The 26,133-nt window shown below is 61.7% G+C and carries 29 protein-coding genes; 11 read left to right on the top strand and 18 right to left on the bottom strand.

Translation table 11 applies throughout. The annotated features are described in order from the left end of the window. Positions 1-2: 2 nt before the first annotated feature. On the bottom strand, positions 3-620 hold the full coding sequence (locus C3F38_RS18345; protein WP_055316441.1) for a glutathione S-transferase family protein: 618 nt from the start codon (positions 618-620) through the stop codon (positions 3-5). Positions 621-718: 98 nt separating this feature from the next. On the opposite strand from C3F38_RS18345, the gene C3F38_RS18340 reads away from it, so the two are divergent. The 8 genes from C3F38_RS18340 (at position 719) to C3F38_RS18310 (ending at position 6,690) form a co-directional block, all read left to right on the top strand. Continuing rightward, positions 719-1,630: a LysR family transcriptional regulator gene (locus C3F38_RS18340; protein ID WP_055316438.1), complete on the top strand. Its 912-nt coding sequence runs from the start codon at positions 719-721 to the stop codon at positions 1,628-1,630. 147 nt (positions 1,631-1,777) lie between these two features. Next, entirely contained in the window at positions 1,778-2,575 is a 798-nt protein-coding gene (locus C3F38_RS18335) for an alpha/beta hydrolase (protein WP_055316435.1), read from the top strand. Between the two features lies 1 nt (position 2,576). Then, on the top strand, positions 2,577-2,948 hold the full coding sequence (locus C3F38_RS18330) for a RidA family protein (RefSeq protein ID WP_055316432.1): 372 nt from the start codon (positions 2,577-2,579) through the stop codon (positions 2,946-2,948). Between the two features lie 57 nt (positions 2,949-3,005). Next, complete coding sequence (locus C3F38_RS18325; protein WP_055316429.1) at positions 3,006-4,193, top strand: amino acid aminotransferase; 1,188 nt, start codon at positions 3,006-3,008, stop codon at positions 4,191-4,193. Positions 4,194-4,213: 20 nt separating this feature from the next. Further along, on the top strand, positions 4,214-5,611 hold the full coding sequence (locus C3F38_RS18320) for an amino acid permease (RefSeq protein WP_047730359.1): 1,398 nt from the start codon (positions 4,214-4,216) through the stop codon (positions 5,609-5,611). A gap of 120 nt (positions 5,612-5,731) precedes the next feature. After that, positions 5,732-5,944 (top strand): hypothetical protein, encoded by a 213-nt coding sequence (locus C3F38_RS26890; protein WP_369916739.1) that lies wholly within the window; start codon positions 5,732-5,734, stop codon positions 5,942-5,944. Positions 5,945-6,031: 87 nt separating this feature from the next. After that, on the top strand, positions 6,032-6,277 hold the full coding sequence (locus C3F38_RS26885; protein WP_308382763.1) for a hypothetical protein: 246 nt from the start codon (positions 6,032-6,034) through the stop codon (positions 6,275-6,277). Positions 6,278-6,279: 2 nt separating this feature from the next. Further along, complete coding sequence (locus C3F38_RS18310) at positions 6,280-6,690, top strand: putative T6SS immunity periplasmic lipoprotein (protein ID WP_139108004.1); 411 nt, start codon at positions 6,280-6,282, stop codon at positions 6,688-6,690. A gap of 59 nt (positions 6,691-6,749) precedes the next feature. Here C3F38_RS18310 and paaY read toward each other — a convergent pair whose 3' ends face one another. From paaY to paaA, 13 genes are all read right to left on the bottom strand, one after another. Next, a complete protein-coding gene (gene paaY, locus C3F38_RS18305; protein ID WP_021505794.1) occupies positions 6,750-7,346 on the bottom strand; it encodes a phenylacetic acid degradation protein PaaY in 597 nt (198 codons plus the stop codon). 12 nt (positions 7,347-7,358) lie between these two features. Further along, positions 7,359-8,297 (bottom strand): phenylacetic acid degradation operon negative regulatory protein PaaX, encoded by a 939-nt coding sequence (gene paaX, locus C3F38_RS18300; RefSeq protein ID WP_047730361.1) that lies wholly within the window; start codon positions 8,295-8,297, stop codon positions 7,359-7,361. Between the two features lie 79 nt (positions 8,298-8,376). Further along, entirely contained in the window at positions 8,377-9,684 is a 1,308-nt protein-coding gene (gene paaK, locus C3F38_RS18295; protein WP_038872175.1) for a phenylacetate--CoA ligase PaaK, read from the bottom strand. A gap of 16 nt (positions 9,685-9,700) precedes the next feature. After that, complete coding sequence (gene pcaF / locus C3F38_RS18290; protein ID WP_038872173.1) at positions 9,701-10,906, bottom strand: 3-oxoadipyl-CoA thiolase; 1,206 nt, start codon at positions 10,904-10,906, stop codon at positions 9,701-9,703. Further along, positions 10,903-11,343 (bottom strand): hydroxyphenylacetyl-CoA thioesterase PaaI, encoded by a 441-nt coding sequence (gene paaI, locus C3F38_RS18285; protein WP_047730362.1) that lies wholly within the window; start codon positions 11,341-11,343, stop codon positions 10,903-10,905. Before paaI ends, pcaF begins: the two co-directional genes overlap by 4 nt. Then, positions 11,340-12,869 (bottom strand): 3-hydroxyacyl-CoA dehydrogenase, encoded by a 1,530-nt coding sequence (locus C3F38_RS18280; protein WP_047730363.1) that lies wholly within the window; start codon positions 12,867-12,869, stop codon positions 11,340-11,342. The genes paaI and C3F38_RS18280 overlap by 4 nt, the downstream gene beginning before the upstream one ends. A 2-nt stretch (positions 12,870-12,871) precedes the next feature. Further along, positions 12,872-13,663 carry a 2-(1,2-epoxy-1,2-dihydrophenyl)acetyl-CoA isomerase PaaG gene (gene paaG, locus C3F38_RS18275; protein WP_038872164.1) on the bottom strand — a complete coding sequence of 264 codons (792 nt, stop codon included), beginning with the start codon at positions 13,661-13,663 and terminating at the stop codon, positions 12,872-12,874. A 3-nt stretch (positions 13,664-13,666) separates the two neighbouring features. Beyond that, on the bottom strand, positions 13,667-14,440 hold the full coding sequence (gene paaF, locus C3F38_RS18270; protein WP_055312684.1) for a 2,3-dehydroadipyl-CoA hydratase PaaF: 774 nt from the start codon (positions 14,438-14,440) through the stop codon (positions 13,667-13,669). 8 nt (positions 14,441-14,448) lie between these two features. Then, entirely contained in the window at positions 14,449-15,507 is a 1,059-nt protein-coding gene (gene paaE, locus C3F38_RS18265; RefSeq protein ID WP_055312683.1) for a 1,2-phenylacetyl-CoA epoxidase subunit PaaE, read from the bottom strand. A 13-nt stretch (positions 15,508-15,520) separates the two neighbouring features. Beyond that, positions 15,521-16,018 carry a 1,2-phenylacetyl-CoA epoxidase subunit PaaD gene (gene paaD / locus C3F38_RS18260; protein ID WP_033653577.1) on the bottom strand — a complete coding sequence of 166 codons (498 nt, stop codon included), beginning with the start codon at positions 16,016-16,018 and terminating at the stop codon, positions 15,521-15,523. A gap of 9 nt (positions 16,019-16,027) precedes the next feature. Next, complete coding sequence (gene paaC / locus C3F38_RS18255) at positions 16,028-16,786, bottom strand: 1,2-phenylacetyl-CoA epoxidase subunit PaaC (protein WP_055312682.1); 759 nt, start codon at positions 16,784-16,786, stop codon at positions 16,028-16,030. An 8-nt stretch (positions 16,787-16,794) separates the two neighbouring features. Continuing rightward, positions 16,795-17,082: a 1,2-phenylacetyl-CoA epoxidase subunit PaaB gene (paaB, locus tag C3F38_RS18250; protein ID WP_004935173.1), complete on the bottom strand. Its 288-nt coding sequence runs from the start codon at positions 17,080-17,082 to the stop codon at positions 16,795-16,797. A 21-nt stretch (positions 17,083-17,103) separates the two neighbouring features. Beyond that, a complete protein-coding gene (gene paaA / locus C3F38_RS18245; protein WP_033647856.1) occupies positions 17,104-18,042 on the bottom strand; it encodes a 1,2-phenylacetyl-CoA epoxidase subunit PaaA in 939 nt (312 codons plus the stop codon). Positions 18,043-18,359: 317 nt separating this feature from the next. Here paaA and paaZ point away from each other — a divergent pair, with 317 nt between their 5' ends. After that, on the top strand, positions 18,360-20,426 hold the full coding sequence (gene paaZ / locus C3F38_RS18240) for a phenylacetic acid degradation bifunctional protein PaaZ (protein WP_055316426.1): 2,067 nt from the start codon (positions 18,360-18,362) through the stop codon (positions 20,424-20,426). 43 nt (positions 20,427-20,469) lie between these two features. On the opposite strand, the gene C3F38_RS18235 is transcribed toward paaZ, so the two are convergent. Together C3F38_RS18235 and C3F38_RS18230 are read right to left on the bottom strand one after the other, a co-directional pair. Next, positions 20,470-21,363, bottom strand: coding sequence for a Kdo hydroxylase family protein (locus C3F38_RS18235; RefSeq protein WP_047730369.1), 894 nt, complete (start codon positions 21,361-21,363; stop codon positions 20,470-20,472). Between the two features lie 493 nt (positions 21,364-21,856). Continuing rightward, entirely contained in the window at positions 21,857-23,410 is a 1,554-nt protein-coding gene (locus tag C3F38_RS18230; RefSeq protein WP_047730370.1) for a sensor domain-containing diguanylate cyclase, read from the bottom strand. 160 nt (positions 23,411-23,570) lie between these two features. On the opposite strand from C3F38_RS18230, the gene C3F38_RS18225 reads away from it, so the two are divergent. Further along, positions 23,571-23,765, top strand: coding sequence for a hypothetical protein (locus C3F38_RS18225; RefSeq protein WP_055316423.1), 195 nt, complete (start codon positions 23,571-23,573; stop codon positions 23,763-23,765). Between the two features lie 15 nt (positions 23,766-23,780). Here C3F38_RS18225 and C3F38_RS18220 read toward each other — a convergent pair whose 3' ends face one another. Both C3F38_RS18220 and C3F38_RS18215 read right to left on the bottom strand, forming a co-directional pair. Further along, a complete protein-coding gene (locus tag C3F38_RS18220) occupies positions 23,781-24,200 on the bottom strand; it encodes a VOC family protein (RefSeq protein ID WP_055316418.1) in 420 nt (139 codons plus the stop codon). Positions 24,201-24,377: 177 nt separating this feature from the next. After that, positions 24,378-25,298, bottom strand: a complete 921-nt coding sequence (locus tag C3F38_RS18215) for a Kdo(2)-lipid IV(A) acyltransferase (RefSeq protein WP_055312681.1) — start codon at positions 25,296-25,298, stop codon at positions 24,378-24,380. Positions 25,299-25,925: 627 nt separating this feature from the next. Here C3F38_RS18215 and C3F38_RS18210 point away from each other — a divergent pair. Next, a complete protein-coding gene (locus tag C3F38_RS18210) occupies positions 25,926-26,123 on the top strand; it encodes a YqjD family protein (protein WP_033635087.1) in 198 nt (65 codons plus the stop codon). Positions 26,124-26,133 lie beyond the last annotated feature (10 nt).

Below are 26,133 nucleotides of genomic sequence, written 5' to 3'. Positions count from 1 at the left end.
CGTCAGCTCGCCGCCGGTGCCGGCAGGGCCGGCATGGCGAAGAAGCCGGGCAGTGCAGCGATGCGCGCCGTCCAGCGACGTATCGCAGGATAAGGCGACAGCGAAATGCCGCCCTCGGCCGCGACCGCCACGTAGCTGTGGCAGGCCAGATCGGCGATGGTGGGGTGTTCACCGGCCAGGTAGTCGCGCTCGCTCAGGTGCTGCTCCATCTGCGGCAGAAAACGATCGCTGACCGCCCGCGCCGCCTGATAATCCTCCGGCACCGCGAACTGGGCGATCAGTCGGCAGGCCGCCGGGCCGTAGCGAACTTCACCGGCGGCTTTGGAAAGCCAGGCCTGCACCCGCGCCGCCGCGGCCGGCTGTTCCGGCAGCCAGTGGCTGTCCGGCGCATAGCGCTTCACCAGATAGACCAGAATGGCGTTGCTGTCGGCCAGCGTCAGATCGCCATCCTGCAAGACCGGGATCTGGCCGAATGGGTTGAGCCGGCGGAAGGCTGCGCTCTGCCGTACGTCCGCCGAGGCTTCGACCCATGCATAGGGCAGCGCCAGCATGCGCAGCAGCAACGCCACGCGATGAACGTGGCCGGAAAGCGGGGTGCCGTAGAGTGTGATGGTGGACATGGCGTTTCTCCTCTGTGCTTTTTGTCAGCATACTCTTGCGTTGAATGAGCGAAATCCGGCAATGTGGAAATTGATAATTTCATTTTTCGGAAGAATCTATGGATCGGTTAGACGAGTTGGCAATCTTCGTGGCGGTGGTGCAGCAGGGCAGCCTGGCGGCGGCCGGGCGCAAACTGCGGCGTTCGGCGCCGGCGATCACCCGGGCCATCGCCGCGCTGGAACAGCGGTTCGGCACCCGGCTGGTGGAGCGCACCACCCGGCGGCTGGCGCCTACCGAAGCGGGCGTGCGGTTGCTGGAGCGCGCGCAACAGCTGCTGCAGGATTATCAGGCGGTGGTGCAGGATACCGCCGAAGCGCAGCTGAGCGGCTTGCTGCGCGTTACTTCGCCGGTGCAGTTCGGCCGCCGGTACGTGGCGCCGGTGGTGATGGCATTTCTCGATGATTACCCGCAGATGCAGATCGAAATGGTGTTGAACGATCGCAATCTCGATCTGATTGACGAAGGGCTGGATATCGCGGTGCGCATCGGTCATCTGCAGGACTCTTCCCGCGTGGCGCGGCGGCTGGGGCAGGTCAGCCGGGTGACGGTCGCCAGCCCGGATTACTTGGCGCGCTGCGGTGAGCCGCGATCGCCGGCGCAGCTGGCGGAGCACGCCACCATCGTCGGCACCCAGCGGCCGTCGCTGCGTGAATGGCGCTTCGGCCCGCAGGAAAACGGCGAGCGCGTGCGATTGGCCCCCCGGTTGTTGCTCAACGACGTGGAAGCGCAACTGCTGGCGGTGCGCGCCGGCAAGGGCGTCGCCCGCTTCCTTTCGTATCAGGTGGCGGACGATGTGGCCGCCGGTACGCTGGTGCGGCTGCTGGCGGACCATGAACCGTTGCCGATGCCGGTGCAGCTGGTGGCGCAGCAGGCGCAGCGCATGCCGCTGAAGGTGCGCGCCTTTTGGGATTATGCGTTTGAGCGGCTAAGCGCATTGCCGCAAATTCAGCCGGACGGGCGGGGAAAATAAGCGCAAAAAGTTTCATGGGTTAAACTTTTTCGCTGCCGGTGTTGTTTTATTTTACCGGGCGCGCATTGCTGATAGACCCGTCTTGACAATAATGTTGCGGGTGCTAATAGTTAATTCATATCTTAAATAATAAACGAAGTTTAATATATGAAACAACTTGCGGGGAGCTATGACAACGGCGCTACGGTGGATAATGAAGACGCTATTTTGGCTTCATTTCAGACCCGTAGCGCGGCTATTTATCATCAGACAAAACATGAAAAGAATATTGCGTATGGCGAAAGCGAACGCGAGACGATGGATTGGCTCTATTCTGCAAAGCAGCATCAGGGGACGTTAATATTTATTCACGGCGGCTATTGGCAATTCTGCGATAAGGCGGATTTCGCCTTTATCGCCGCCGAGCCGTTGGCGTTGGGTTTTGACGTGGTGCTGGTGGAATATGCGCTCGCGCCGACGGTGGATCTCGACGAAATATGCCGACAGGTCGGGGGGGCGCTGGATGCCATTCAGCGCCGCCTGCCGCCGCACTACGCCCATCCGGTTTATCTGTGCGGCCATTCCGCCGGCGGGCATCTGGCGGCGTTTTGGCAGCAGCATGCGTTGGTGGAGGCGGTCTTTCCCATCAGCGGCCTGTTCGAACTGGCGCCGCTGCAAGAGAGCTATGTCAATCGGGCGCTGCAGCTGACCGCGCGGCAGATTGAAACGCTAAGCCCGGCGCGCCACCCGCCGACGCGCAGTAAGCCGCTCACGCTGTATTACGGCGCGGCTGAGCTGCCGGAGTTGATCGGTCAGTCGCAACACTATCACGCGGCGCTGCGCCAACGCGGGTTGCCGGCCGAACTGGTCGCGGTGCCCGGCGCCAATCATTTCACCATTCTGGATGCGTTGTTCGCCGCCGGTGGCGCGCTGCTTCGCCAACTTGACCACTACGGAAACCACTGACATGCGCGAGATCGTAGAGACCGGGCTGCCGGACATCGGCCAGCCTTTTTCCTGGGCCACCCGGGGCGGTGGCATGCTGTTTACCGCCCACGGCCCGGTGCGGGCGGACGGCAGCATCGAGACCGGCACGCCGGAGCAACAGATTGCGTTAACCTTCGATAACCTGGCGCAGACGTTGAAGGCGGCGGGCAGCCACAGCGATAAGGTACTGCAGGTGATCGTTTATCTTACCGACGTCAACGACGTTAAATGGCTCGATGATATTTACCGGAAACACTTTAATTATCCTTATCCCAATCGTTCCACGGTTATTGTCGAAAAACTGGTGGTGCCGGGAATGAAAATAGAAATCACCGTCAGCGCCATCGCCTGATTTAATTTTTATTAAGTCCGTCTTCATATTAATTCAATAACGAGTTAAGGATGCGTCATGTTTAAACAGATTGCACCTTCTGCAGCCGATCCTATTATGTCGCTGATGGAAGCCTATTTGCAGGACCCCAATCCGAAAAAAGTGAATTTAGGTATTGGGCTCTATTACGACCGGCAGGGGAATATTCCGCTGATGCAGGCGGTGGAGGCGGCCGAGCAGCGATTGTTGGCGCTGCGCCGCCCGCACGGCTATCCGCCGATCGAAGGTTCGCCACAGTTCGCTCGCCAGGTGCAGGCGCTGCTGTTCGGCGAGCAACAGGCGGCCGAGATCGCTACGGTGCAGACCGTCGGCGGTTCCGGCGCGTTGAAGCTGGCGGCGGATTTTCTGCGCCACTTTCTGGGGCGCGGTGAAATTTGGGTGTCCGATCCCACCTGGGCCAATCACTGGGCGATATTTGGAGGCGCCGGGTTGCAGGTGAATACCTATCCCTACTTTGACGAAGCGGCGGGCGGCCTGCGTTTCGCCGCCATGCTCGACGCGCTGGACAGTCTGCCGCCCGGCAGCGTAGTCCTGTTGCATCCTTGCTGCCATAACCCGACCGGCACCGATCTGACGGCGGAGCAGTGGCGTGCCACGCTCGCCGTGCTGCAGCGGCGTAAGCTGCTGCCGCTGTTCGATATCGCCTATCAGGGCTTCGGCGACGGGCTGGAGGAGGATGGCTTTGCGTTGCGCGAAGCGCTGAAAACCGATCTGCCGTTTTTGGTCTGCAACTCGTTTTCCAAAAACGTGGCGCTGTACGGCCAGCGGTTGGGCGCGCTGTCGGTGCGCTGCGCTGATGCGGAAAACGCCGCCAACGTCAAAGGCGCGTTAAAAACGCTGATCCGCCGCAGCTACTCCTGCCCGCCGACGCACGGCAGCCAGATCGTGGAAACCCTGCTCGGCGACGCTGAACTCGGTGAGCTTTGGCGCAATGAGCTGGCGGAAATGCGCGTGCGCATCAAGCAGATGCGTGAGCAGCTGGCCGCCGGCCTGGCGCGGGGCGGCTCTTCGCTGGATCACCGGCGCATACGCGATCAGCGCGGCATGTTCAGCTATACCGGCCTGAACGAAGCGCAGCTGCAGACCCTGCGGCAGCGCTACGCCATCTATCTGGTTTCGCCCGGCCGCATGTGCCTGCCGGGACTCAACCCCGGCAATATCGACTACGTGACCGCCGCCATTCTCGGCGTCACCCGTACCGCCTAACTTCGCTCGGGAACCCAGCCATGCCACAGATGAATGATTTTGAGCATATCGCCCGCCGTCAGGGCGGGTTGAACAAGCATCTTACCGCCGGGCAGATGTCGATGCTGGCGATCGGCGGCGCCATCGGCACCGGGCTGTTTCTCGGCAGCGCCTACGCCATTCAGATGGCGGGGCCGTCGGTATTGCTGAGCTACTTGATCGGCGGCGTTATTGCGCTGCTGTTGATGGGCAGCCTGGCGGAAATGACCTCCGAGCACCCGACACCCGGCTCGTTCGGCGACTACGCCGAATTCTATCTCGGCCCGCTGTTCGGTTTTCTGGTGCGTTATTCCTACTGGTCTTGCGTGGTGCTGGCGGTGGGCACTGAAGTTACCGCCATCGGCATGTACATGCAGTTCTGGTTCCCGGCGACGCCGACCTGGCCGTGGGTGCTGCTGTTCTCGGCGGCGGTGATCGTCGTCAACGTGATCGGCGTGAAGTCGTTCGGCCAAGTGGAATACGCGCTGTCCACCGTCAAAGTGACGGCGATCGTGGCGTTCATTCTGATCGGCATCGGCATTCTGGCGTTCTCGGGCAACCCGGCCTACGGCTTGCGCAACCTGACCGCCGGCGGCTTCATGCCGTTTGGCGTCAAGGGCATGTGGTTCGCGGTGATCGTGTCCATCTTCAGCTACCTGAGCATTGAAATGATCGCGGTGGCCGCCGGCGAGGCGAAAAATCCGGTGATTGCGGTGAAGGCGGCGTTCAAGGGCACCATCGTGCGGCTGTTTATCTTCTACATGCTGTCGATTGCCCTGATGTTGGCCATTGTGCCCTGGCGGCAGTCCGGCACCGGCGAAAGCCCGTTCCTGATGGCGATGAACGTGATCCATCTGCCCGCCGCCGCCGGTATTTTCAACTTTATCGTGCTGGTGGCGGCGCTGTCGGCGATGAACAGCCAGCTGTATATTACCACCCGCATGATGTTTTCGCTGTCGCGCGCCGGTCAGGCGCCGGCGGCGTTGGGGCGCGTCAGCCGGCGCGGCATTCCGGTCAATGCGCTGGCGATGTCGTGTATCGGCATCGTGGTGTCTATCGTACTGAGCCTGGTGGCGCCGGAAACGTCGTTCGCCGCCATGATGTCTATCTCGGTGTATGGCGCCTGCTTTACCTGGCTGATGATTTTCGTCACCCACCTGTTCTTCCGCCGCCGGCACCGGCAGACCCACCTGAAGTTCCGCATGTGGGGATTCCCCTATACCACCTTGCTGGGTGCCGGGCTGATGGCGGCGCTGATGATCTCGACGGCGTTTACCGAATTCTTCCACATGACGCTGTGGTTCGGTATTCCGTTCACCTTGCTGCTGGTGGTGGCTTATCACGTCCAGAGCCGCCGCGCGGCCGTGCCGTCGCCGTTCAAAGCGCCGGAAGTGGAGTAATCGATAGGCTGATACGGTTATGGCGTGCTCAAAACGGAGGGGTAATGTACTGTTAGTCTGAAAAGGCGGATTTTTAACATGAGGTTTGTGGTTTTAGCGTACAGGGATAAAGGATAGCGCATGCAAAAGGAAGAAGGATCGCTCAGACAGCTAACGTTGAAAGAGATTGCTTTAGCAAGAACGGTTTTTGGTGGGGAGATAGCTTATCCGCGCGTGTGGATACATTGCGCTAGCTATCTTCCTTTTGGCTTACAAAGGCGTGGAACGGCTATGACGCCTAATGGCGAATTGTTTTTCAGAAAAGAGCTGTACTCCCCGGATTTTTGGCGCTGAATCAACCGTTGATATCAGGCATCTATTATTCATGAAATGATGCACGTATGGCAGCATCAGAAAGGTATGTGGGTAAGAGCTCGGGGAATGTTCAGTTGGGCAGCTGATTATACCTATCGATTGGATGACAGAGCGTTATTGGACTATGGGCTTGAGCAGCAGGCTCAGATTATTGCTGATTACTATGTTTTGCAGGCCTATGGCTACCGTGAATGGAATATCCAGCGGTGTAAGGCTTGGCCGGTGGTCACTTATCAAGGTGTTTCAGATCAAAATACGTTAGCGACAAGGTATCGCAAAACGCTGTTCCGCTTTTTGCAAGGAGTGAAATGATAATGGAAAAGAGGAAATACCTGGCGACGCTTTGTTCCATTCTGATGTTGTCAGCGTGTGAGTCAAGGATTCTCGATATTCAGGCTGCAAAGGTGAATGTGGTCGATGATAAGGTATGCCTGCAGGTGCCCGCGAAAAGTCATGAGTATCTAAATGGGATCCAGATCGTAGAAGCGGATAAAGAGAATGAAGCGTTTAGAAAATATTTTGATGTAAATGAAAGCCAACCTCTCCTTTTATCACAAGACTCGTGCGTGCCTGATTTCGGTTATCCGTTCAAGGAAGGACATACCTACGGGTTCCTGACTGAGACTTTCTTTAAAGGGGAAGGTCAATCAGGTGGACGGAACTTTAGTTCGTCATTCCGGTTATACCGTGAATCGGGGGTCTTGAAAGTTGAGCAGATCAGATAGCCTGTTTCAGGCTATCTGAATCAAGTTAGCGGTCGGAAGGCCCGCGTCATTTCCTGGGATTACAGCTGGCTTTTCGGGATCAGGTGGTCGCCGAAGCTCAGGCGTTGGCGGCCCGGTTCGATTTCGGTCAGCGGCGCCACTTCGTGCAGCGAGGATTTGCAGCGCTGTACCAGATCCTGATACTCGCGGGTGCCGGCGATCTTCCAGGCCAGCTCCTGTTCGGTCAGATCGCGCAGCACGCGCGCCGGGCTGCCGACCACCAGTTTGTTGGCTTCGATCACCGCCGCGGCTTTGACAAACGCCATCGCGCCGACGATGGTGTTCTCGCCGATCTCCGCGCCGTCCATCACCACCGCGTTCATGCCCACCATCGCATTGCGACGAATGCGGCAGCCGTGCAGGATGGCGCCGTGGCCGATATGGCCGTCTTCTTCCACCACCGTGTCCTGCTGCGGGAAGCCGTGCATCACGCAGTTATCCTGAATGTTGGCGCCGTCGCAGATCACCAGGCGGCCAAAATCGCCGCGCAGGCTGGCATTCGGGCCGATGTATACGTGCTTGCCGACGATCACGTCGCCGATCAGCACCGCCGTCGGGTGCACGTAACTGCTGGGGTCGACGACCGGCGTCAGGCCGTCAATCTGATACACAGGCATAGCGTGAGTTCCTTAAAATGTAGGGTCGCGCGGCAGGCCGCCGAAGCGCCGATAATAGCCGGCGGCCGGCGCGGGCAGGGCGCCGATGGTGGTTTCCGCCAGCGCGCTGACGTACTCCGTCGCGGCGCGATCGACCTGCTGATAGAGATTGATGCACAGGTTGCGGGCGATTTGGCCCTCCCACTGCGCGGGCAGCAGCGCGTCCGGCAGCAGCGGATCTTTCAACACCACGCGACGGAAGAAGTGAATCAATAATAGCTTAATCTGGAAACAGCGCAGCGGCGTCAGCGCCGCCGGGTCGACTTCGCGCAGCAGCGCCATCAGCGGCCGGAAGGAGACGATAAATTCGTGATAACCGGCCGCCACTTCGCTTAGCGACCAGCAGTCGGCCACCAATTTCTGCAGGGTTTGCTCGGAGCGGTTGTAGGGGTAATCGGCGCGAAAGTAGATCACCTGCTCGCCGGCGTTCAGCTCGCCGAGCAGCGCCGTCACGTCGGTTTGCGCATGGGTGGGGGCGGCCATCAGGTTGCTGGCGATTTGCCCGAAGCCGAGCCAGCCCAACTCTTTTTTCAGCCGCGCGCGCGCGTTTTTTTCGGCGCTTTCCAGCAGCAACAGCTCCCACTTGCCGTCCCAGGCGGGTTGCTCGCGCAGATAGATTTTCGATTCGGCGTGGCGGAACTGGCGCATCCCTTGCTCGGTCACGCGGTAGAAGCTGCGGCGGCCTATTTTCTCCACCGCCAGCCAACCCTCTTTCTGCAGGCGGAACACCGAGGTGCGCACGAAGCGATCGCCGAAGCCGAAGGCCTCCAGCAGCGCGCTCAGGCTGCCGAGCCACACTTCGCCGCCGCGGTGGCTGAGTGCGTCGCCGTACAACGAAATGATCAGCGAGGTGCCGCTGATCGGCTGCGCGTCGACGGCATGGCGAATGAACTCATCCAGTTTATGTTCCATATTTTTCCATGGGTTAGCCTTCGATGAGCCATAACATTACGCCTAATTTGGGGCGGCGTCATCCGTGACGCCGTGCGCCTCAGCGCGGCCGCAAATCGACCACGCGCTGCGCTTTGCCTTCCGAGCGCGGAATATCGCCGCAGTTGGCGATGCTGACGTCGGTGCTGACGCCCACGATCGATTTGATGTGGTGGCGCAGCTGGTGACAGATGTCGCAACGCTGCTGGTGGCTGAGGCTGAGCGCCGACTCCTTGAGCTCGACGCGCACCGCCAGCGTGTCCAGGTGCCCGCTGCGGCTGACCTGCAGCTGGTAGTGCGGCGACAGCTGCTCGAACTGCATGATCTGCTCTTCCACCTGCGACGGGAAGACGTTGACGCCGCGGATGATCAGCATGTCGTCGGAGCGGCCGGTGATCTTGCCCATGCGGCGCATCTGGCGCGCGTCGCCCGGCAGCAGCCGGGTGAGATCGCGAGTGCGGTAGCGGATCACCGGCAGCGCCTCTTTGGTCAGGGTGGTGAACACCAGTTCGCCGTGCTCGCCGTCCGGCAGGGCGACGCCGGTTTCCGGGCAGATGATCTCCGGCAGGAAGTGGTCTTCCCAAATGGTAGGGCCGCCGCCGCTCTCCAGACACTCCATCGCCACGCCCGGCCCCATCACTTCCGACAGGCCGTAAATATCCAGCGCCTTGATGCCCATGCGGGTTTCGATCTCGTGGCGCAGGGCTTCGGTCCAGGGTTCGGCGCCGAACACGCCGAGCCGCAGCGAGCAGCCGCGCGCGTCGCCGCCCATCTTGCGCTCCAGCTCGTCGATCAGCGTCAGGCAATAGGACGGCGTCACCATGATGATGTCGGGTTTGAAATCGAGGATCAGCTGCGCCTGGCGTTCCGTCTGGCCGCCGGACATCGGGATCACCGTCGCGCCGAGCCGCTCTGCGCCGTAGTGCGCGCCGAGGCCGCCGGTGAACAGGCCGTAACCGTAGGCGACGTGCACCTTGTCTTTGGCGGTGGCGCCGCCGGCGCGCAGACAGCGGGCGACGATATCGGCCCAGTTATCGATGTCGCGCTGGGTGTAACCCACCACCGTCGGGCGGCCGGTGGTGCCCGAGGAGGCGTGGATGCGCACCACCTGTTCCATCGGCACCGCGAAGGTGTCGAACGGGTAGTTGTCGCGCAGATCCTGCTTGGTGGTGTAGGGGAAGCGCGCCAGATCGCTCAGCTGTTTGAGATCGTCGGGGTGCACGCCGGCCTGGTCGAACTTGCGTTTGTACATCGGCACATTGTCGTAGGCGTGGTGCAGCGTCCACTTCAGACGCGTCAGCTGCAACGCTTCAATCTCATCGCGCGAGGCGAATTCGATCGTTTCGAGGGGCTGTGGATTTATTGTCATGGTTAGCCTCAGGGGGTCAGACACGCTCAATGATCATGGCGATACCTTGGCCGACGCCGATGCACATGGTGCAAAGCGCGTAGCGGCCGGCTCGCCGTTCCAGTTCAAACAGGGCGGCCAGCGCCAGGCGCGCGCCGCTCATGCCCAGCGGATGCCCCAGGGCGATCGCGCCGCCGTTGGGGTTGACCTGCGGGGCATCGTCCGGCAGGCCAAGCTGGCGCATCACTGCCAACGCCTGGGCGGCGAACGCTTCGTTCAGTTCGATAACGTCCATCTGCGCCAGGCTCAGCCCGGCGATTTCCAGCACCTTGCGGGTGGCGGGCAGCGGGCCGATGCCCATCAGCCGCGGCTCCACGCCGCAGGTGGCGGTGGCGACGATGCGCGCGCGCGGCGTCAGCCCCTGGCGCGCCGCCATCGCTTCGGAGGCGACGATCAGGGCCGCCGCACCGTCGTTCAGGCCCGAGGCGTTGCCGGCGGTGACGCTGCCGGGCTGACGGAACGGGGTTTTCAGCGCCTGCAGCTGATCAAAGGTGGTGTCGGGGCGCGGGTGTTCATCCTGGCTGAACAGCGTCACCGCGCCTTTTTTGCCGGTGAGGCTGACCGGGGCTATCTCCTGCGCCAGGTGGCCCAGCGCCTGCGCCCGAGCGGCGCGCTGCTGGCTGCGCAGCGCAAAGGCGTCCTGATCGGCACGGCTGATGTTGAACTGTGCCGCGACGTTTTCGGCGGTCTCCGGCATCGAATCGGTGCCGAACTCGGCCTGCATCCGCGGATTGACGAAGCGCCAGCCGAGGGTGGTGTCGTACAGCTGCGCCTGGCGGCTGAAGGCGCTGTCTGCCTTGCCCATCACCAGCGGCGCACGGGTCATCGATTCCGCGCCGCCCGCCAGCAGCAGCCCGGCGTCACCGGCTTTGATGCTGCGCGCCGCCATCGCCAGCGCATCCAGGCCCGAACCGCACAGGCGGTTCACCGTGGTACCGGACACGCCGACCGGCACTCCGGCCAGCAGCAGCGCCATGCGTGCCAGGTTGCGGTTGTCTTCTCCGGCCTGGTTGGCGCAGCCGAGGATCACGTCGTCCAGCTGCGCCCAATCTACCTGCGGATGGCGTTCCAACAGCACGCGCAGCGGCAGGGCGGCGAGGTCGTCGGCGCGCACCTGGGCCAGCGCGCCGCCATAGCGGCCGATCGGGGTACGCACGCCGTCGCAGATAAATGCCTGATTCATGCCTGATCTCCTAAAATGCTGTGGCCGAGGCGGTGCGCGCGGCCGCGGAACCAGGCGACGGTTTTGCCCCGTTGGTTAACGATTTCGACGTCATACAGCCCGGTGGCTTTGCCCTGATGGCGCATCTCCGCGCTGGCGGTGAGGCGATCGCCGGCCAGCGCCGGGCGGACGAAGTCGATGCTGCAGCCGGAGGCCACCGCCGCCAACCCCTGGCTGTTGCAGGCGTAGGCGAAGGCGGTGTCCGCCAGGCTGAACAGCTGGCCGCCGTGGCAGGTCTGGTGGCCGTTGAGCATCTGCGGGCCGACGGTCATGCTGACCTGAGCGTATCCGGCGTCGACGGCATCGATGTGCATCCCCATCGCCTGAGCGCAGGTATCTTGCTGAAACATCTGTTCGGCGCAGCGCTGAGCCAGCGCGCGCGGCGTATTGGCGTTCATCGTTCGGCTCCTGGGAAAGAGGCGGGGGAAGCGTAGCGGCGCAGCAGCGGCATCGGGCGATAGCGCGCTTCGCCGTAATAGCGTTGCAGGTTTTCCAGCGTCGCCAGAATGTGGCGCCAGCCGAGCGCGGCGCCCCAGGCCAGCGGGCCGCGCGGATAGTTGACGCCGCGCAGCATCGCCAGATCGGTATCTTCGGCGCTGGCGACGCCTTTGTTCACCACGTCGAGCGCTTCGTTGGCCAGCATGGCCAGGGTGCGCATCGTCAGCAGGCCGGGGTAATCCGGCAACGGAATGACCTGCTTGCCGAGGGACTGCAGCAGGCGAATCGCTTTGGCATTGTGTTGCGCATCGTTTTGCGCCGCGCAGCTGATGGCGATGGCGGAGGCGTGCGCATAGTCGGCACAGAGATCGAACAGCACCACGGGCGTTCCACGTTCGTCGGCCAGTTGGCCGGCGGTTTTACCATTGGTTAACATCAGTGTAACGTCGTCGATCGTGACGTGTGGGCTGGTCTGGCCAGGTTGTTTGATCGCCCCCGCATTTTCGCTTAACAGCTGCGCCAAATCGGCCAGCGAAGACCAGTCGCCGTGCAGCGTAACGCGTTGCGGCAGTGCGGCCTGCGCCGGTGGCGCAAAGGCGATCGCGGCGGCGGATCGCGGCGCGTCGTAGCGGTAGAAACCGCGGCCGGATTTACGGCCGAGGTGCCCGGCGGCCACCAACTCCTGCTGCACCAGTGAGGGAGTGAAACGCGGATCCTGATAGAAGGCCTGATACACCGAGTCGGTCACGGCGTAATTGACGTCCTGGCCGATCAGATCGGTCAATTGCAGCGGGCCCATGGCGAAGCCGCCGGCGTCGCGCAAGACCGCGTCCAGCGTGGCGGCGTCGGCCACCCGTTCCTCCAGCGCGCGCAGGGTTTCGGCATAGAACGGCCGCGCCACGCGGTTGACGATAAATCCCGGCGTCGATCGGCACACGACGCTCTGCTTACCCCAGCGCTGCGCCAGGGCCTGCAGCGCGGCGAGGGTCTCGGCGCCGGTCTCCAGGCCGCTGACGATCTCCACCAGTTTCATCAGCGGCGCCGGGTTGAAGAAGTGCAGCCCGGCCATGCGTGCCGGGTGTTTCAGTGCCCCGGCGATGGCGGTGATCGACAGCGAAGAGGTATTGCTGGCGAACAGCGTCGTGGGCGAGCAGAGCGCCTCCAGATCGCGGAACAGAGCCTGTTTGATCGCCAAATTTTCCGCCACCGCTTCAATCACCAGCGTGCAGTCGGCCAGCTGCTCGAGCGAGTCGGCGCATTCGAGGCGCGCCAGCAGGGCTTCGGTGGGCGCGGCGTCGGCCTTGCCGTCGTCGACCCGCTGGCGCAGGCGGCGAGCGAGATCGTCGATCGCGCGCTGGGCGGCGGCGGGCGCGATATCGAACAGCCGCACCGGGTGGCCGGCGGCGGCGGCCACCTGGGCAATGCCGATGCCCATGGTGCCGGCGCCGATCACCGCCACCTGGCCGTTAAGAAGGGGCGCGTTCATGGCTATTTCCCGCTGAAGTTTGGCGTGCGTTTGGCAAAGAACGCGCTGACGCCTTCGCGATAGTCGTCGCTGCGGCCGCCCAGGCGCTGCAGATCGCGCTCCAGATCGAGCTGCTGATCGAGGCTGTTGGTGGCCGAGCTGTAGAGGGCTTTCTTGATCAGCCCCAGGCCGTAGGTCGGCTGGGTGGCCAGATGGCGCGCCAGCGTTTGCGTGCGGTCGGCCAATTCATCCGCCGGTACCACCTGCCAGATCATGCCCCACGCCAGTGCCTGTTGGGCGCTGATTTTGTCACCCAGCATGGCCATGCCCATCGCGCGGGCGTGGCCGGCCAGCCGCGGCAGGAACCAGCTGCCGCCGGAGTCAGGCACCAGCCCCAGACGGCAGAACGACTGAATGAAGCTGGCATTGTCGGCGGCGATGACGATATCGCACGCCAGGGCCAGCGCGGCGCCGGCGCCGGCCGCCACGCCGTTGACCGCGCACACCACCGGCTTCGGCAGGGCGGTCAGGCGACGGATCAGGGGGTTGTAGAAACGTTCGACCGACAGACCGAGATCCGGCGCCTGTTGATCGGCGCTGACGTTGCGATCGTTGAGATCCTGCCCGGCGCAGAAACCGCGCCCGGCGCCGGCGATCAACAGGCAGCGCACGCTGTCGTCGCGCTCGGCTTGCGTCAGCGCTTCGCTCAGCTGGCGATGCATCTCATCGTTAAAGCTGTTGAGCCGATCCGGCCGGTTGAGGGTCAGCGTCAACACGCCGGCGTTGAGATGGCTGAGAATCAATGCGTTATCCATAAATCAGCGCCCCTGATAGTTTGGCGTACGTTTTTCGAAAAAGGCGGCGATGCCTTCGCGGCGATCGTCGGTGGCGGCCAGGGTGACGAACTGCTGACGCTCCATCGCCAGCCCCTGGCTAAGGCCGATTTCCTCGGCCTGTTTCAGCGCCTGTTTGGCGGCGCGGAGCGCCAGCGGCGCCTGACGGCTGATGCGATCGGCCATCTGCTGCGTGCGTTCCAGCGTCAGGGCATCGACGCACACTTCGCTGATAAGGCCGGCCTGCAGCGCGGCGCGGGCGTCGATGGGCTCGCCGGTCAGCACCATCTGGCTGGCACGCGACTTGCCGACGCAGCGGATCAGGCGCTGGGTGCCCCCGGCGCCCGGCATCAGGCCGAGGGTGATCTCCGGCAGGCCGAAGCGGGCGCTTTCGCCGCCGATGACGATGTCGCAGGCCAGCGCCAGCTCGCAGCCGGCGCCCAGGGCATAACCGTTCACCGCCGCCAGTAGCGGCTTGCTGAACTGCGCCAGACTCTGCCACAGCTGCGGACGGCGATCCGCCAGCGCGGCCGGCAGATCCTGCTGTTGCAGTTCGCGCAAATCGGCGCCGGCGGCGAAGAAGCGCGCCGCACCGGCGATCACCACGGCGCCCACGCCGCTGTCGGCGTCGGCCTGCTCCAGGCGAGCAACCAACTGTTCCAGGCACGGCGTGCTCAGGGCGTTGCGCGCCTCCGGCCGATGCAGCGTCAGCGTGACCACGCGGTGCTGCTGCTGATGCAAAATAAAGGGGGTGTCCATCGCGGCTCCTAGACGTCGAAGTCCAATACCACGCCGTCGCCTTTCGGCCACGACTGGCAGCTCAATACGTAGCCTGCCGCCAGCTGATCCGGCTCCAGGCTGTAGTTGACGCCCATCTCCACCTGGCCGGCCTTCAGACGGCATTTGCAGGTGGCGCATACGCCGCCTTTGCAGGCGTAGGGCAGGTCGGCGCCCTGGCGCAGCGCGGCGTCGAGAATGCTGTCGTCCTGTTCGCCGACCTCGATATCCAACCGGCGGCCGTCGAGCAGGATCGCCACCCGAGTGGCGTTGCGATCGCTGCTGCTTCGCGGGCGGGCGGCCAGGCCGCTGGTGTTGAAGCGTTCGCTGTGGATGTGGTTGGCCGGGACGCCGGCCTGTTCCAGCACGGTTTGCGCGTCGTCCATCATCGATTCCGGCCCGCAGATAAAGGCGTGGTCATAGTCGCGGAAATCCAGCAGCGCGCCGCCGATCGCCGTCAGGCGTTCACGGTCGATGCGGCCGCTGAGCAGCGGGCTGTCGAGACTTTCCTGGCTGAACAGATACAGCTGCTGAAAACGCTGCGGGTAGCGGTTTTTCAGATCCGACAGCGCCTCTTTGAACATCATCGAACGGCTGTTGCGGTTGCCGTAGATCAGGGTGAAGCTGCTGCCCGGTTCGAGCAGCAGCGTCGCCTTGATGATCGACAGCATCGGCGTGATGCCGGAGCCGGCGGCGATCGCCAGGTAGTTGCCGTGGCGCTCTGCCTGCGGCTGGTAGCCGAAGCGCCCCTGCGGCACCATCACCTCCAGCGCGTCGCCGACCTTCAGCATGCGGTTGACGAAGCCGGAGAAGCGCCCCTGGTCAATCGCCTTTACGCCGATCTGCAGCAGGCCTTCCTGCGGCGAACTGCAGATGGAGTAGCAACGCCGCAGCTCTTCGCCGTTGACCAACGCCTTGAGCGTCAGGTGCTGGCCGGGGGTATAGCGGTATTGGTTTTGCAGCTCTTCGGGCACCCGCAGGGTGATGGCTACGGCGTCCGGCGTTTCGCGCTCGATGGCGGCAACGTTCAGGCGATGAAAGACCGTCATGGTGTCAGCGCTCCTATATGCATTTGAAATAATCGAACGGTTCCCGGCAGTCGCAGCAGCGGTACAGCGCTTTACAAGCGGTGGAGCCGAACTCGCTGATCTTCTCGCTGTGGGTGCTGCCGCAGCGCGGGCAGGCTACCGGGCCGTGGGCGTGCGGCCGATCGCAGGTGTGGCCCTGCGGGGGCGCTACGCCGTATTGCCGCAGCCGCTCGCGGGCGTCGGCGTTCATCCAGTCAGTGGTCCAGGCCGGGCTGAGGCGAATGTCCACCTGCACCGGGCTGAAGCCGGCGGCCGCCAGCCGCTGCTCGATGGCGTTGAGCAGAAATTCGGTGGCTGGGCAGCCGGAGTACGTCGGGGTGAAGGTCACGCGCCAGCCCGCGCCGTCGCGCGCTACGTCGCGCACCATGCCCAAATCGGTGATCGACAGCACCGGCAGTTCGGGATCGCTGATCTGCTGCAGGCAGTGCCAAATCTGCGGGATTTCGGCGGGTTGCAAACGGGTGACGTTCATTGTGGCCTCCTACCATTGACCGTTTGGATAGGCGCGCTGCAGGAACTGCATTTCCGCCAGCAGCGGGCCGAGGTGTTCGCTGTGCCGGCCTTGCTTGCCGCCGTGCCGGAACGCCTGCTCGGCAGGCAGCGCCAGCGTCGCCTGGCGCAGCGTCTCTTCCACCTGCGCTTGCCAGGGGGCCTGCAGTTCGCGCGGATCGACGGCGATGCCTTGTTCCGCCAGTTCCAGCTCCAGCGCGTCGGCGTGGAACAGCTCGGCGGTGAAGCGCCACAGGTTATCCAGCGATTGCTGGATCTTGCGGTGGCTGACGTCGTTGCCGTCGCCCAGGCGGATCATCCAGCCGTGGCTGAAGCGCAGGTGATAATCGGCCTCCTTCAACGACTTGGCGGCGATGGCGGCGATCTGCGCATCGCGGCTGCGGCTCAGCGCCTGGTGCAGCTGTACGTGGTAGGCATCGAGCAGGAACTGACGCACCAGCGTGTCGTTGAAACCGCCGTTCGGCTGCTCCGCCAACAGCAGGTTATGAAACTGGCGTTCGTCGCGGCCGAAGGCCAGGCTGTCTTCGCTGCAGGGCGGGCCGGCCAGTTCGGCGGCATAACCCAGAAAGTGGCGCGCCTGGCCGAGCAGATCGAGCCCGATGTTGGCCAACGCCAGATCGATTTCCAGCTCGGGCGCGTGGCCGCACCAGGCGCACAGGCGCTGGGCGAGGATCAGAGGCGTGTCGCCCTGGCGGAGCAAATAGCTGATGCGCGGATCGTTAACCGTCATGGTCGCCTCTACATGTTCTTGATGCCGTCGGGAATGGTGTAAAACGTCGGATGACGGTAGATCTTGTCTTCGGACGGATCGAAGAACGCGCCGCGATCTTCCGGCTGCGAGGCGATCAGATGGCGCGACTGCACCACCCAGATCGAGCAGCCTTCGTTGCGGCGCGTATAGGCGTCGCGGGCATTTTCCAGCGCCATTTGGTCGTCGGCGGCGTGCAGGCTGCCGACGTGGCGATGCGCCAGCCCTTGTTTGCTGCGGATAAACACTTCATACAGCGGCCATTCAACGTGGCTCATGATCTCGGTTCCTTATGTTGGCTATGCGGCGGAGGCAGCGTTTTTCGCGGCGTGGGCCATGGCGCCGTCGCGTACCCAGGCGCCGTCTTCCCAGGCGCGGCGTTTGGCCTGCAGGCGTTCGTGGTTGCATTGGCCGCGCCCTTTGATCACCTCATGCAGTTCGCTCCAGTCGATTTCGCCGAAGCGATAGTGGCCGGCGGCCTCGTCCCAGGTAAGGCTCGGGTCCGGCGCCGTCATGCCCAGCGCCTCAAGCTGCGGCACGGTGTTGTCGACGAATTTCTGCCGCAGCTCATCGTTGCTGTGGCGTTTGATTTTCCACGCCATGCTCTGGGCGCTGTGGGGGGAGTCGGCGTCGCTCGGGCCGAACATCATCAGCACCGGCCACCAGAAGCGATCGATAGCGTCCTGCAACATGGCGCGCTGCGTGTCGCTGCCGTTGGCCATCGCCATCACCGCCTCGTAGCCCTGGCGCTGGTGGAAGCTTTCCTCTTTGCAGATTTTCACCATCGCCCGCGCATAGGGGCCGTAGGACGCGCGGCACAGCGCCACCTGGTTGACGATGGCGGCGCCGTCGACCAGCCAGCCGATCACGCCGATATCCGCCCAGTTGAGCGTGGGGTAATTGAAGATAGAGGAGTACTTCATCTTGCCGTCGAGCATCTTTTGGTAGATGTCCTGGCGCGAACAGCCGAGGGTCTCGGCGGCGCTGTAGAGGTACAGACCGTGGCCGGCTTCGTCCTGCACTTTGGCCAGCAGCACCGCCTTGCGGCGCAGCGTGGGGGCGCGCGTCAGCCAGTTGGCTTCCGGCAGCATGCCGATGACTTCCGAGTGGGCGTGTTGGCCAATCTGCCGAATCAGGTTCTGACGGTAGGCGTCCGGCATCCAGTCTTTGGCCTCAATGGCGATGTCCGCCGCGATCTTGTCGTCGAAATGCTGCTGATACTGTGCGTCAGTTGTCATGCTTGCCTCTTGGTGATTCGTATTTTTCACATTAAACATAAAAATGTGAATCACTTTAACTAACCATAAGGCTACAAACTGATAACAAAAAGATCAAACGTAATTCATGTGGTTTTGCGAGGTGACTCACAAGGTGGTTTGTTATTTTGTTGATTTTATTTGATAAATAAAGTGATTAATTCCTTGTTTATAGCAGGTTAAATGCCCTGAAAGCGCCTTTTGTTTTCTTTTTGTTAAAATTTGGTTTGGCGCAGGCTGGCATTTATGTGATACGTAATTAAGCTATAGGGTGAAAATTTATGAATTTCGGAGGGCACATGCAGCAGTTACACAGTTATCTTTCTGGCGCCTGGGTGTACGGGCAGGGAGAGGGGCGCGAGATCCGCCACGCCGTGACCGGTGAGGCGCTGTACCAGGTCTGCTCCGACGGCCTGCCTTTGGCGGCGAGCCTGAGCTATGCGCGCAGCCACGGCGGCCCGGCGCTGGCGCACATGACGTTCCAGCAGCGCGCACAGATGCTGAAAGCGGTGGCGAAACACCTGTTGGCGCACAAAGAGGCGCTGTATCAGATTTCCTATCAAACCGGCGCGACGCGCAGCGACGGCTGGGTTGATATCGAGGGTGGCATCGCCACGCTGTTCGCCTATGCCGGCATGGCCGGTCGCGATCTGCCGGACGATACCCTGTGGCCGGAAGACGAGCTGATCCCATTGTCGAAACAGGCGCAGTTCGCCGCCCGCCACGTGCTGACCTCGCGCCCCGGCGTGGCGCTGCACATCAACGCCTTCAACTTCCCGTGCTGGGGCATGCTGGAAAAACTGGCGCCGACCTGGCTGGCGGGCATGCCGGCCATCATCAAGCCGGCCACCGCTACCGCGCAGCTGACGCAGGCAATGGTCAGGCTGATCGTCGACAGCGGGCTGGTGCCGGAAGGAGGGCTGCAGCTGGTTTGCGGCGGCGTCGGCGACATGTTTGCGCACCTGGATTATCAGGATGCGGTGACTTTCACCGGTTCGGCGCAGACCGGGCAGCGGCTGCGGGCGCATCCGCGCCTGCTGGAAAAATCAATCGCGTTCACCATGGAGGCGGATTCGCTCAACTGCTGCGTGCTGGCGGAAGACGTGACGCCGGAGATGCCGGAGTTTGCGCTGTTCATCAAAGAAGTGTGCCGTGAAATGACCGCCAAGGCGGGGCAGAAATGCACCGCGATCCGCCGCATCATCGTGCCGGCGGCGCAGGTGGCGGCGGTGCGTCAGGCCCTGTTGCAGCGCCTGGCGGGGGTGACGGTAGGCGACCCGCAGCTGGAGCAGGTGCGCATGGGGGCGTTGGTCAGCCACGAGCAGCGTGATGATGTGCAAAGCAAGGTGGATTTCCTGCTGCGCAACGGCTGCGAACCGCTCTGTGGCGCGGCGCTGGATAAGCTGGAAGTCCTGGGCGACGGTGCGCGCGGCGGGGCGTTTTATCCGCCGACCCTGCTGTATTGCGCCGATCCGCTCACCCATCAGGCGGTGCACGGCACTGAGGCCTTCGGCCCGGTGGCGACGCTGATGCCGTATGCGGATACCGAGCAGGCGATCGCGTTGGCGTTGCTGGGGCAGGGCAGCCTGGCAGGATCGCTGGTGACCGCCGATCCGGCATTGGCCAAGCGCTTCATTCGCGCGGCGGCCTGCGCCCACGGCCGCATGTTGATTTTGGATGAGCAGGCGGCGGCGGAGTCCACCGGCCACGGTTCGCCGTTGCCGATGCTGGTGCACGGCGGCCCGGGGCGCGCCGGCGGCGGTGAAGAGCTGGGCGGGCTGCGCGCGGTGAAGCACTATATGCAGCGCACGGCGATCCAGGGCAGCCCGGCGATGCTGGCGGCCATCGGCGGCGAATGGGTGCGCGGCGCGCCGGTCGTCGAGCATCCGGTGCATCCGTTCCGGAAATACTTCGAGCAGCTGCAGCTGGGCGACAGCCTGTTGACCGCGCGCCGCACCGTGACCGAGGCGGATATCGTCAACTTCGCCTGCCTGAGCGGCGACCATTTCTACGCGCACATGGACAAGATCGGCGCCGCCGACTCGCTGTTCGGCGAACGGGTGGCGCACGGTTACTTTGTGGTGTCCGCCGCGGCCGGGCTGTTTGTTGACGCCGCCGTCGGGCCGGTGATCGCCAACTACGGCATGGAGAATCTGCGCTTTATCGAGCCGGTGAAGATCGGCGACACCATTCAGGTGCGGTTGACCTGCAAAAAGAAAATCCGCAAGCCGCAGAAAACCGCCGAAGATCGCCCGCACGGCGTAGTGGTGTGGGATGTGCAGGTGTTGAATCAGGAACAGCAGCCGGTGGCGCTGTACAGCATTCTGACGCTGGTGGCGCGCCAACAGGGGGATTTCGAGGCGTGATGCGCGTTTGCCGCCGCCGGTAACACCGACGGCGGCAAATCAGTCAGATCAACGGCTGGCCGCGCAGCTGTTCCAACACTTTCAGCGGTGAACGCTGCGGATCCTGCATTTTATTCACCGGCAGCAGGAAGGTCTGTTCCAGCATAAACTGGCCGCCCATCGCGGCGTGCGGCGTTTGGTCCGAGAAGCAAATCCAGCTGCTGCCCGGCGGGAACGCCAGCGCCAGCTGTGGGCCACGCTGCTGATAATCGCCATCGGCCTTCATGGCGTCATGCAACTGCAGCATCAGGTGGTCATAATGGCTGCGGCGAGTTTTGGTGATGCGCACCTGGTGCTGCAGCCAGCTGCTTAACGCAGAATAGCGGGCCAGACGCGGCATAAAGCGTTCCGCCAGCTCAGGGAACGGCTCGCCGACCCGCCATTGGCGAGGTTCACCGTGCGGATTGATGTTGGTGAAAATGCGCAGAATGCGTTCGCCGTAGTTCGGGCGCGACGGGAAAGCGTCGACGTGCAGCCGGCTGTCGTCTTTGCGCCAGGAGCTATTGGCGCGCCAGGCGGAGACCGGATGTAAACGCAGGCTGCCGGTTGGGTGGTGCAGCGCCTCCTGATACTCGGGCAACAGCCCGGCGATCAGCTGACGGCACGATTGGTAATAGCGCTCCAGCAGTTGCTGAACCTGCTGCCGGCGTTCCGCGACGGCGACGCCGGTCAGCTTGCCGGACAGCGGTTGATAGCTGATGTTCTTGCGCTTCGGATCGACCAATGCCGGATCCAGCAGCGGCATTTCCTGCTCAGACAGGGTGAAGGCCAGCTCGGGCAGAAACAGCACCTTGCCCTGTTCCAGTTCGCTGACCGCGCTGGACGCTTCTTGCGCCGCCCATTGTTGCAACGGCAGCGTCAGGATGGCCCGTTCACGCGTAATATCGCCAGTAGGCATGAGATCTCCTCGCAAATCTATATCGCTTTATTCCCGCCTTTCAGGTTGCCGCGTGGTTGGCTGCACTGGCTTGAGCAGTGGCTGGCTGGAGCGGCGCCAGAAATTTTTGCACCGGTCGCCCAATTGCAACGTGAAATTTGCGGGTTCTATTATGGATGTATCAGCAGGGCGCAGTGCGCCGAAGCGTGCGATGGCTTCCTGATATATAGAATAGTCCTGATAAGAGTATCACCGGCAACGCCAATAAAAAGTAAACGGGGGCTAAACGAGGCCTGGCGTAGGCACGAATAATCAAAAATGGCACGAATGGGTTGTTGAATGGCGTGTTTTTATCTTATTGAATTATATTAGAAATAAATACCCTGCTTATTTATTGGCGTTATTTCATTCAGAGAGTGGAGCGAGTCGGTGAAATAATGTTTCGGAGGGAAACTATTTCATTTTTGCCGGGTGAATAAATCGGGCCGCCAAATTTTGGTGACCCGATGATTGCTTAAGCACCGTAAATGCAGTTTTTGCCTTTTTTCTTGGCCTGATACAGCGCGCTGTCCGCCTCATTGATAAAGCTGATCGGCGTATCATTATACATATGCGGCACTTTGGCGCAGATGCCGATGCTGATGGTAACGATGCCGTGCGGGTTGCCCTGATGCGGAATTTTCAGATCTCGCACCGCCTGGATGACGCGTTCGGCGAAAATCAGCGCGCCCTGCACGTCGGTATCCGGCAGGATAATCCCCATCTCTTCGCCGCCGTAGCGCGCCAGTATGTCGTTGCTGCGGCACGCCAGCCCCTTCAGCGTTTGGCCGATTTGCTGCAGGCACTGGTCGCCGGCGACGTGGCCATAGCTGTCGTTGTACTGCTTGAAGTAGTCGATATCCAGCATCAGCAGCGCCACGCTGCGGTAGTTGCGCGAAGCCCGCGCCAGCTCGTTCTTCAGCGCGATATCAAACTGGCGACGATTGGCCAGACCGGTCAGGCCGTCCAGCAGCGCCAACTCTTCGAGCATCTGGTTGATGCTGGTCAGCTGATCGCGGGTGCGCATCAGCTCGGCTTCGGTTTGCATGCTGTGCTTGATTTGCCGCAGCAGCACCATGCCCATCGCCAACAGGATCATCAGCAGAGAGAGGCCGCCGGCGGCGAACAGGCCGGCGTCGGTGCGCCAGTCCGCCAGCGCGTCGCGTTTCGACAGCCCGGCAGCGATCACCAGCGGAAAGCGATTGACCCGCGAATAGCCGTAGATGCGCTCTACTTTGTCGTACAGCGAGGTGATGGTGGCGTTGCCGAACTCCGAATGCGGTAAAATTTCGCTGAACAACACGCCCTTGGCGATGTTTTTACCGATCGAGGCCGCTGAGTAAGGGCGGCGGTAAAGGATGGTGCCGTCCGCCAGCAGCAGGTTCAACGAGGCGTCGGTGTTGAGGGCGAAGCTGTCGTAAAACTGGCGGAAATAATCGACGTACAGCGTCGCCAGCACCACGCCGCCAAAGCTGCCGTCCGGGTTGTTGAAGCGCCGTGATACGGGGATGATCAGATCGCCGCTAGTGCGGCTGCGGATCACCTTGCCGATGTACAGGCCGCCGCCGTCGCGGTTTTGATGGTATTTGAAGTAATCACGATCGGCGTTGTTGGCGTTCTTGATGAACTTGCCCGAGGAGGTCGCCAGCCAGCGGCCGCGCGCGTCGTAGATAAACAGCCCATGCAGCTGCGGCAGATTGCCGACCTGCGTCTGCATGACGCGCTGCAGCCGCGTCAGCTGCGATGGGCCCAGCCCGTCGTTCAGGAGGCGTTCGGTCAGATCGAGCAGATTGCCGTCCACCTGCATGAAGGTATCGTCGGCGTGCTGCGCCAGCGAGCGGGCGAGGTTGGCGGATTCATGCTCGGCGCTGCGCAGATCGCGCTGGTGCGCGTTCCAGATTTGCCAGCTGTTAAAGAGGATCAGCGTGGCGGCAACGATGATGACAAACACGCCGGCCTGAAATAATAATGGGGAGCTTTTAACGCTGCGCGGCGGCACGGCATCCTGTATGGGTTGCTGCTGAGTCATGTCACCCTTGTGGTTTGATTACTATTCAACTTGAGTTAAGAGCAATCCTATATTTTATGCATAAATGCGCCAGACCTCTAGCCCTTAACGAGGCGATACGGAGAAAGGCATGCCGCAATCTGCCTCTGCGGCGGTGTGAAGACTACGGAGTATAGAGTCAATGTCGGATTACATCATTATCACTTTACTGACGCTGGCGGTGTATTACCCCCTTACGCTGGGGGCGCTGGCGGGGATGATGTACATCGCCTGGCGGCGCCGCCGATCGCCCTACTGGCGGTTGGGGTTGGTGCTGTTGACGCTGCTGTTCGTGCTGTTCGCCAAGGCGGCGTATGACTGGCACCGCTATAGCTAGCGGCGCCATGGCGGGTTATTCGACGTTGATCATCCAGTTGACGCCAAATTTATCGGTCAGCATGCCGAAGCCTTTGGCCCAAAAGGTGGCTTGGTAAGGCATCGTCACCTGGCCGCCCTGCGCCAGATTATCGAACAGCTTGCGCCCTTGCTCCGCATCGCTCGGATTCTGCGACAGCGAGAAGCCTTTATGCGAAGCGCCGCCGCTGTCGTCCTGCGGGCAGCCGTCGGAGGCCATCAGCACGCCGTCACCGATCAGCAGGCGCGCATGCATGATCGCCTCCGGGTTGACGTCCTGTGGCCCGCCTTGCCGAGCTTCTTCGGGCATGTCTTTGTAACGCATGACCATTTCAATTTTGGCATTCAACTGCTGCACGTAGAAGTTAATCGCTTGCTCACAGTTACCGCTGAAAAACAGATAGGGTTGTACCAGCATGACATTGACCTCGGTTGTGACCCGACAGGCAACGACCGGCCCGCGGGCAGGAAGAAATGGTTGCTGGCGGCAATGATTGCCGTCGGTGACTTATTAGTGTAGTTCCCGTGGCGAAGAATGCTTGTGCGAGGCGAGCGCGCCTTCGCCAGCGGTGTGGCGGGCGAAGGCGCGAGGGCGTTAATACAGCGAAGGTTCGCCGGGCGGACGGGTTTTAAACCGGCGGTGCAGCCACATGTACTGATCGGGTGCCAGCAGCACCTGTTCTTCCACCACGCGGTTCATCATGGCCGCCGCGCGCGTTTCATCGTCCAGCGGGAAGTCCTTCAGCGGCGGCTGTACGATCAGCTCATAGCCCTGCGCATGCGGCAGGCGGCGCGGCACGAAAGGCACGATCGACGGCCGCCCCATGCGCGCCAGGATAAAGGTACCGGTTGTCGTGGCGGCGTTTTCAACGGCGAAGAACGGCGCGAACACGCTGCTTTGCGGGCCGTAATCGTGATCCGGCGCGTACCACAGGATTTCCCCCTGTTTCAGGTTGCGGATCATGCCTTTGATATCTTTACGATCGATCATGAACTTATTCGAGCGCAGCCGGCCGCGGGTCTGTACCCACTCCATCAGCTTGTTGTTATGCGGGCGATGCACGCCGATGCCGGGATTTTGCATGCCGAAAATGCGCGCGCCCAGTTCCAGCGTCAGGAAATGCAGACCGATCAGCAAAACGCCTTTGCCGTCCTGGCGTGCCAGCTGCATGTTTTCCATGCCGCTCACCTTGAACCAGCGGGCGATGCGCCAGTCGGGCCAGAACCAGGCCATGCCGACTTCGAACAGGCCCATGCCGACGGACTCAAAATTTTTGACGATCAGCGCCTCGCGCTCGGCGGCGAGCATTGCGGGGAAGCAGAGTGCCAAATTGCGGCGCGCTATTTTTACCCGGCGTTTCATCAGGCGCATGGCTAGTCTGCCGAGGCCGTGTCCAAGCCGATATATGAGCGGGTAGGGCAGTAACACCAAGAGATAGAGCATTCCCAGCCCTATCCACAGCAACCAATAACGAGGGCGCAAGAATTCGCGCTCAAAGCGTTGGTTTGAAAGCATTTTTCCTGTTCTTCCTTTTCTTTCCCAATGGGACCTTAACCCAAATTGTTATAGGGCAAATGATAGAATATTTGGTGCTAAATAGGGTTTTCCATTAATGCTTTTTTTTGCGCTTTATTTAGCAACGCGCGGATAACGGGGTGAGTTAGGATTTTTACTGAGGAAAAGGAGGATATTTACCGCTATTTCAACCGGCTGGCGCAATTGAAAAATAAAGACACAATTAAGCGAATCGCAAAAGTGACAACCGCTATGTAACCTTAGAGAAACAGTAACGCGGCGGAACCGTCCCAAACGGCGGCCAGCGCGTACAGCAGTGCGAGAATCAGGACGAACGGGGCATTGAACATGGGCTTTTCCTCCCAGAGATTTGTGTAAAGTTTAGCCTGCCGAGATGACAGCAGGATGAAATTAGATCGTTTTTTGTACGGTGAAATTCAGACGGACGGAAATGGGTAAACCGCTGATTTTTTACTATAGTCATAGTGTGAAGTTGTGCGTTTGTCGCCGTACGCCCTGCATTGAGCGGCTGTGGGCAGATTGCCTGGAGCAAGATCGCGGGGCGGGCGGTGCCGGGCGTGAAACATGTGACGCAATTCTCAGAGGGTTGGTCTGTAAGGATTTGACATGTCATATGAAAATGACGATCTAAACGGTGTTGAGCAACCGAGCGACTACGTGAAAACCACCGCCTGCGAAGTGCGCAGCGGTGTAAAAGCGGCGCTCGAGCAATCATGTGCCTGCATCAAGGATAATCCTTGGGCGGGGATAGGCGCCGGCGCCGTCGTGGGCCTGGTAATAGGATTTCTGTTAGGCAAAAGGTAATAGGGAGAGT

The organism is Serratia sp. SSNIH1 (assembly GCF_002935055.1).
GTDB lineage: Bacteria > Pseudomonadota > Gammaproteobacteria > Enterobacterales > Enterobacteriaceae > Serratia > Serratia nevei.
Note: the sequence above shows the minus strand (reverse complement) of the source record. Positions and strands in the feature narration are given on the sequence as shown.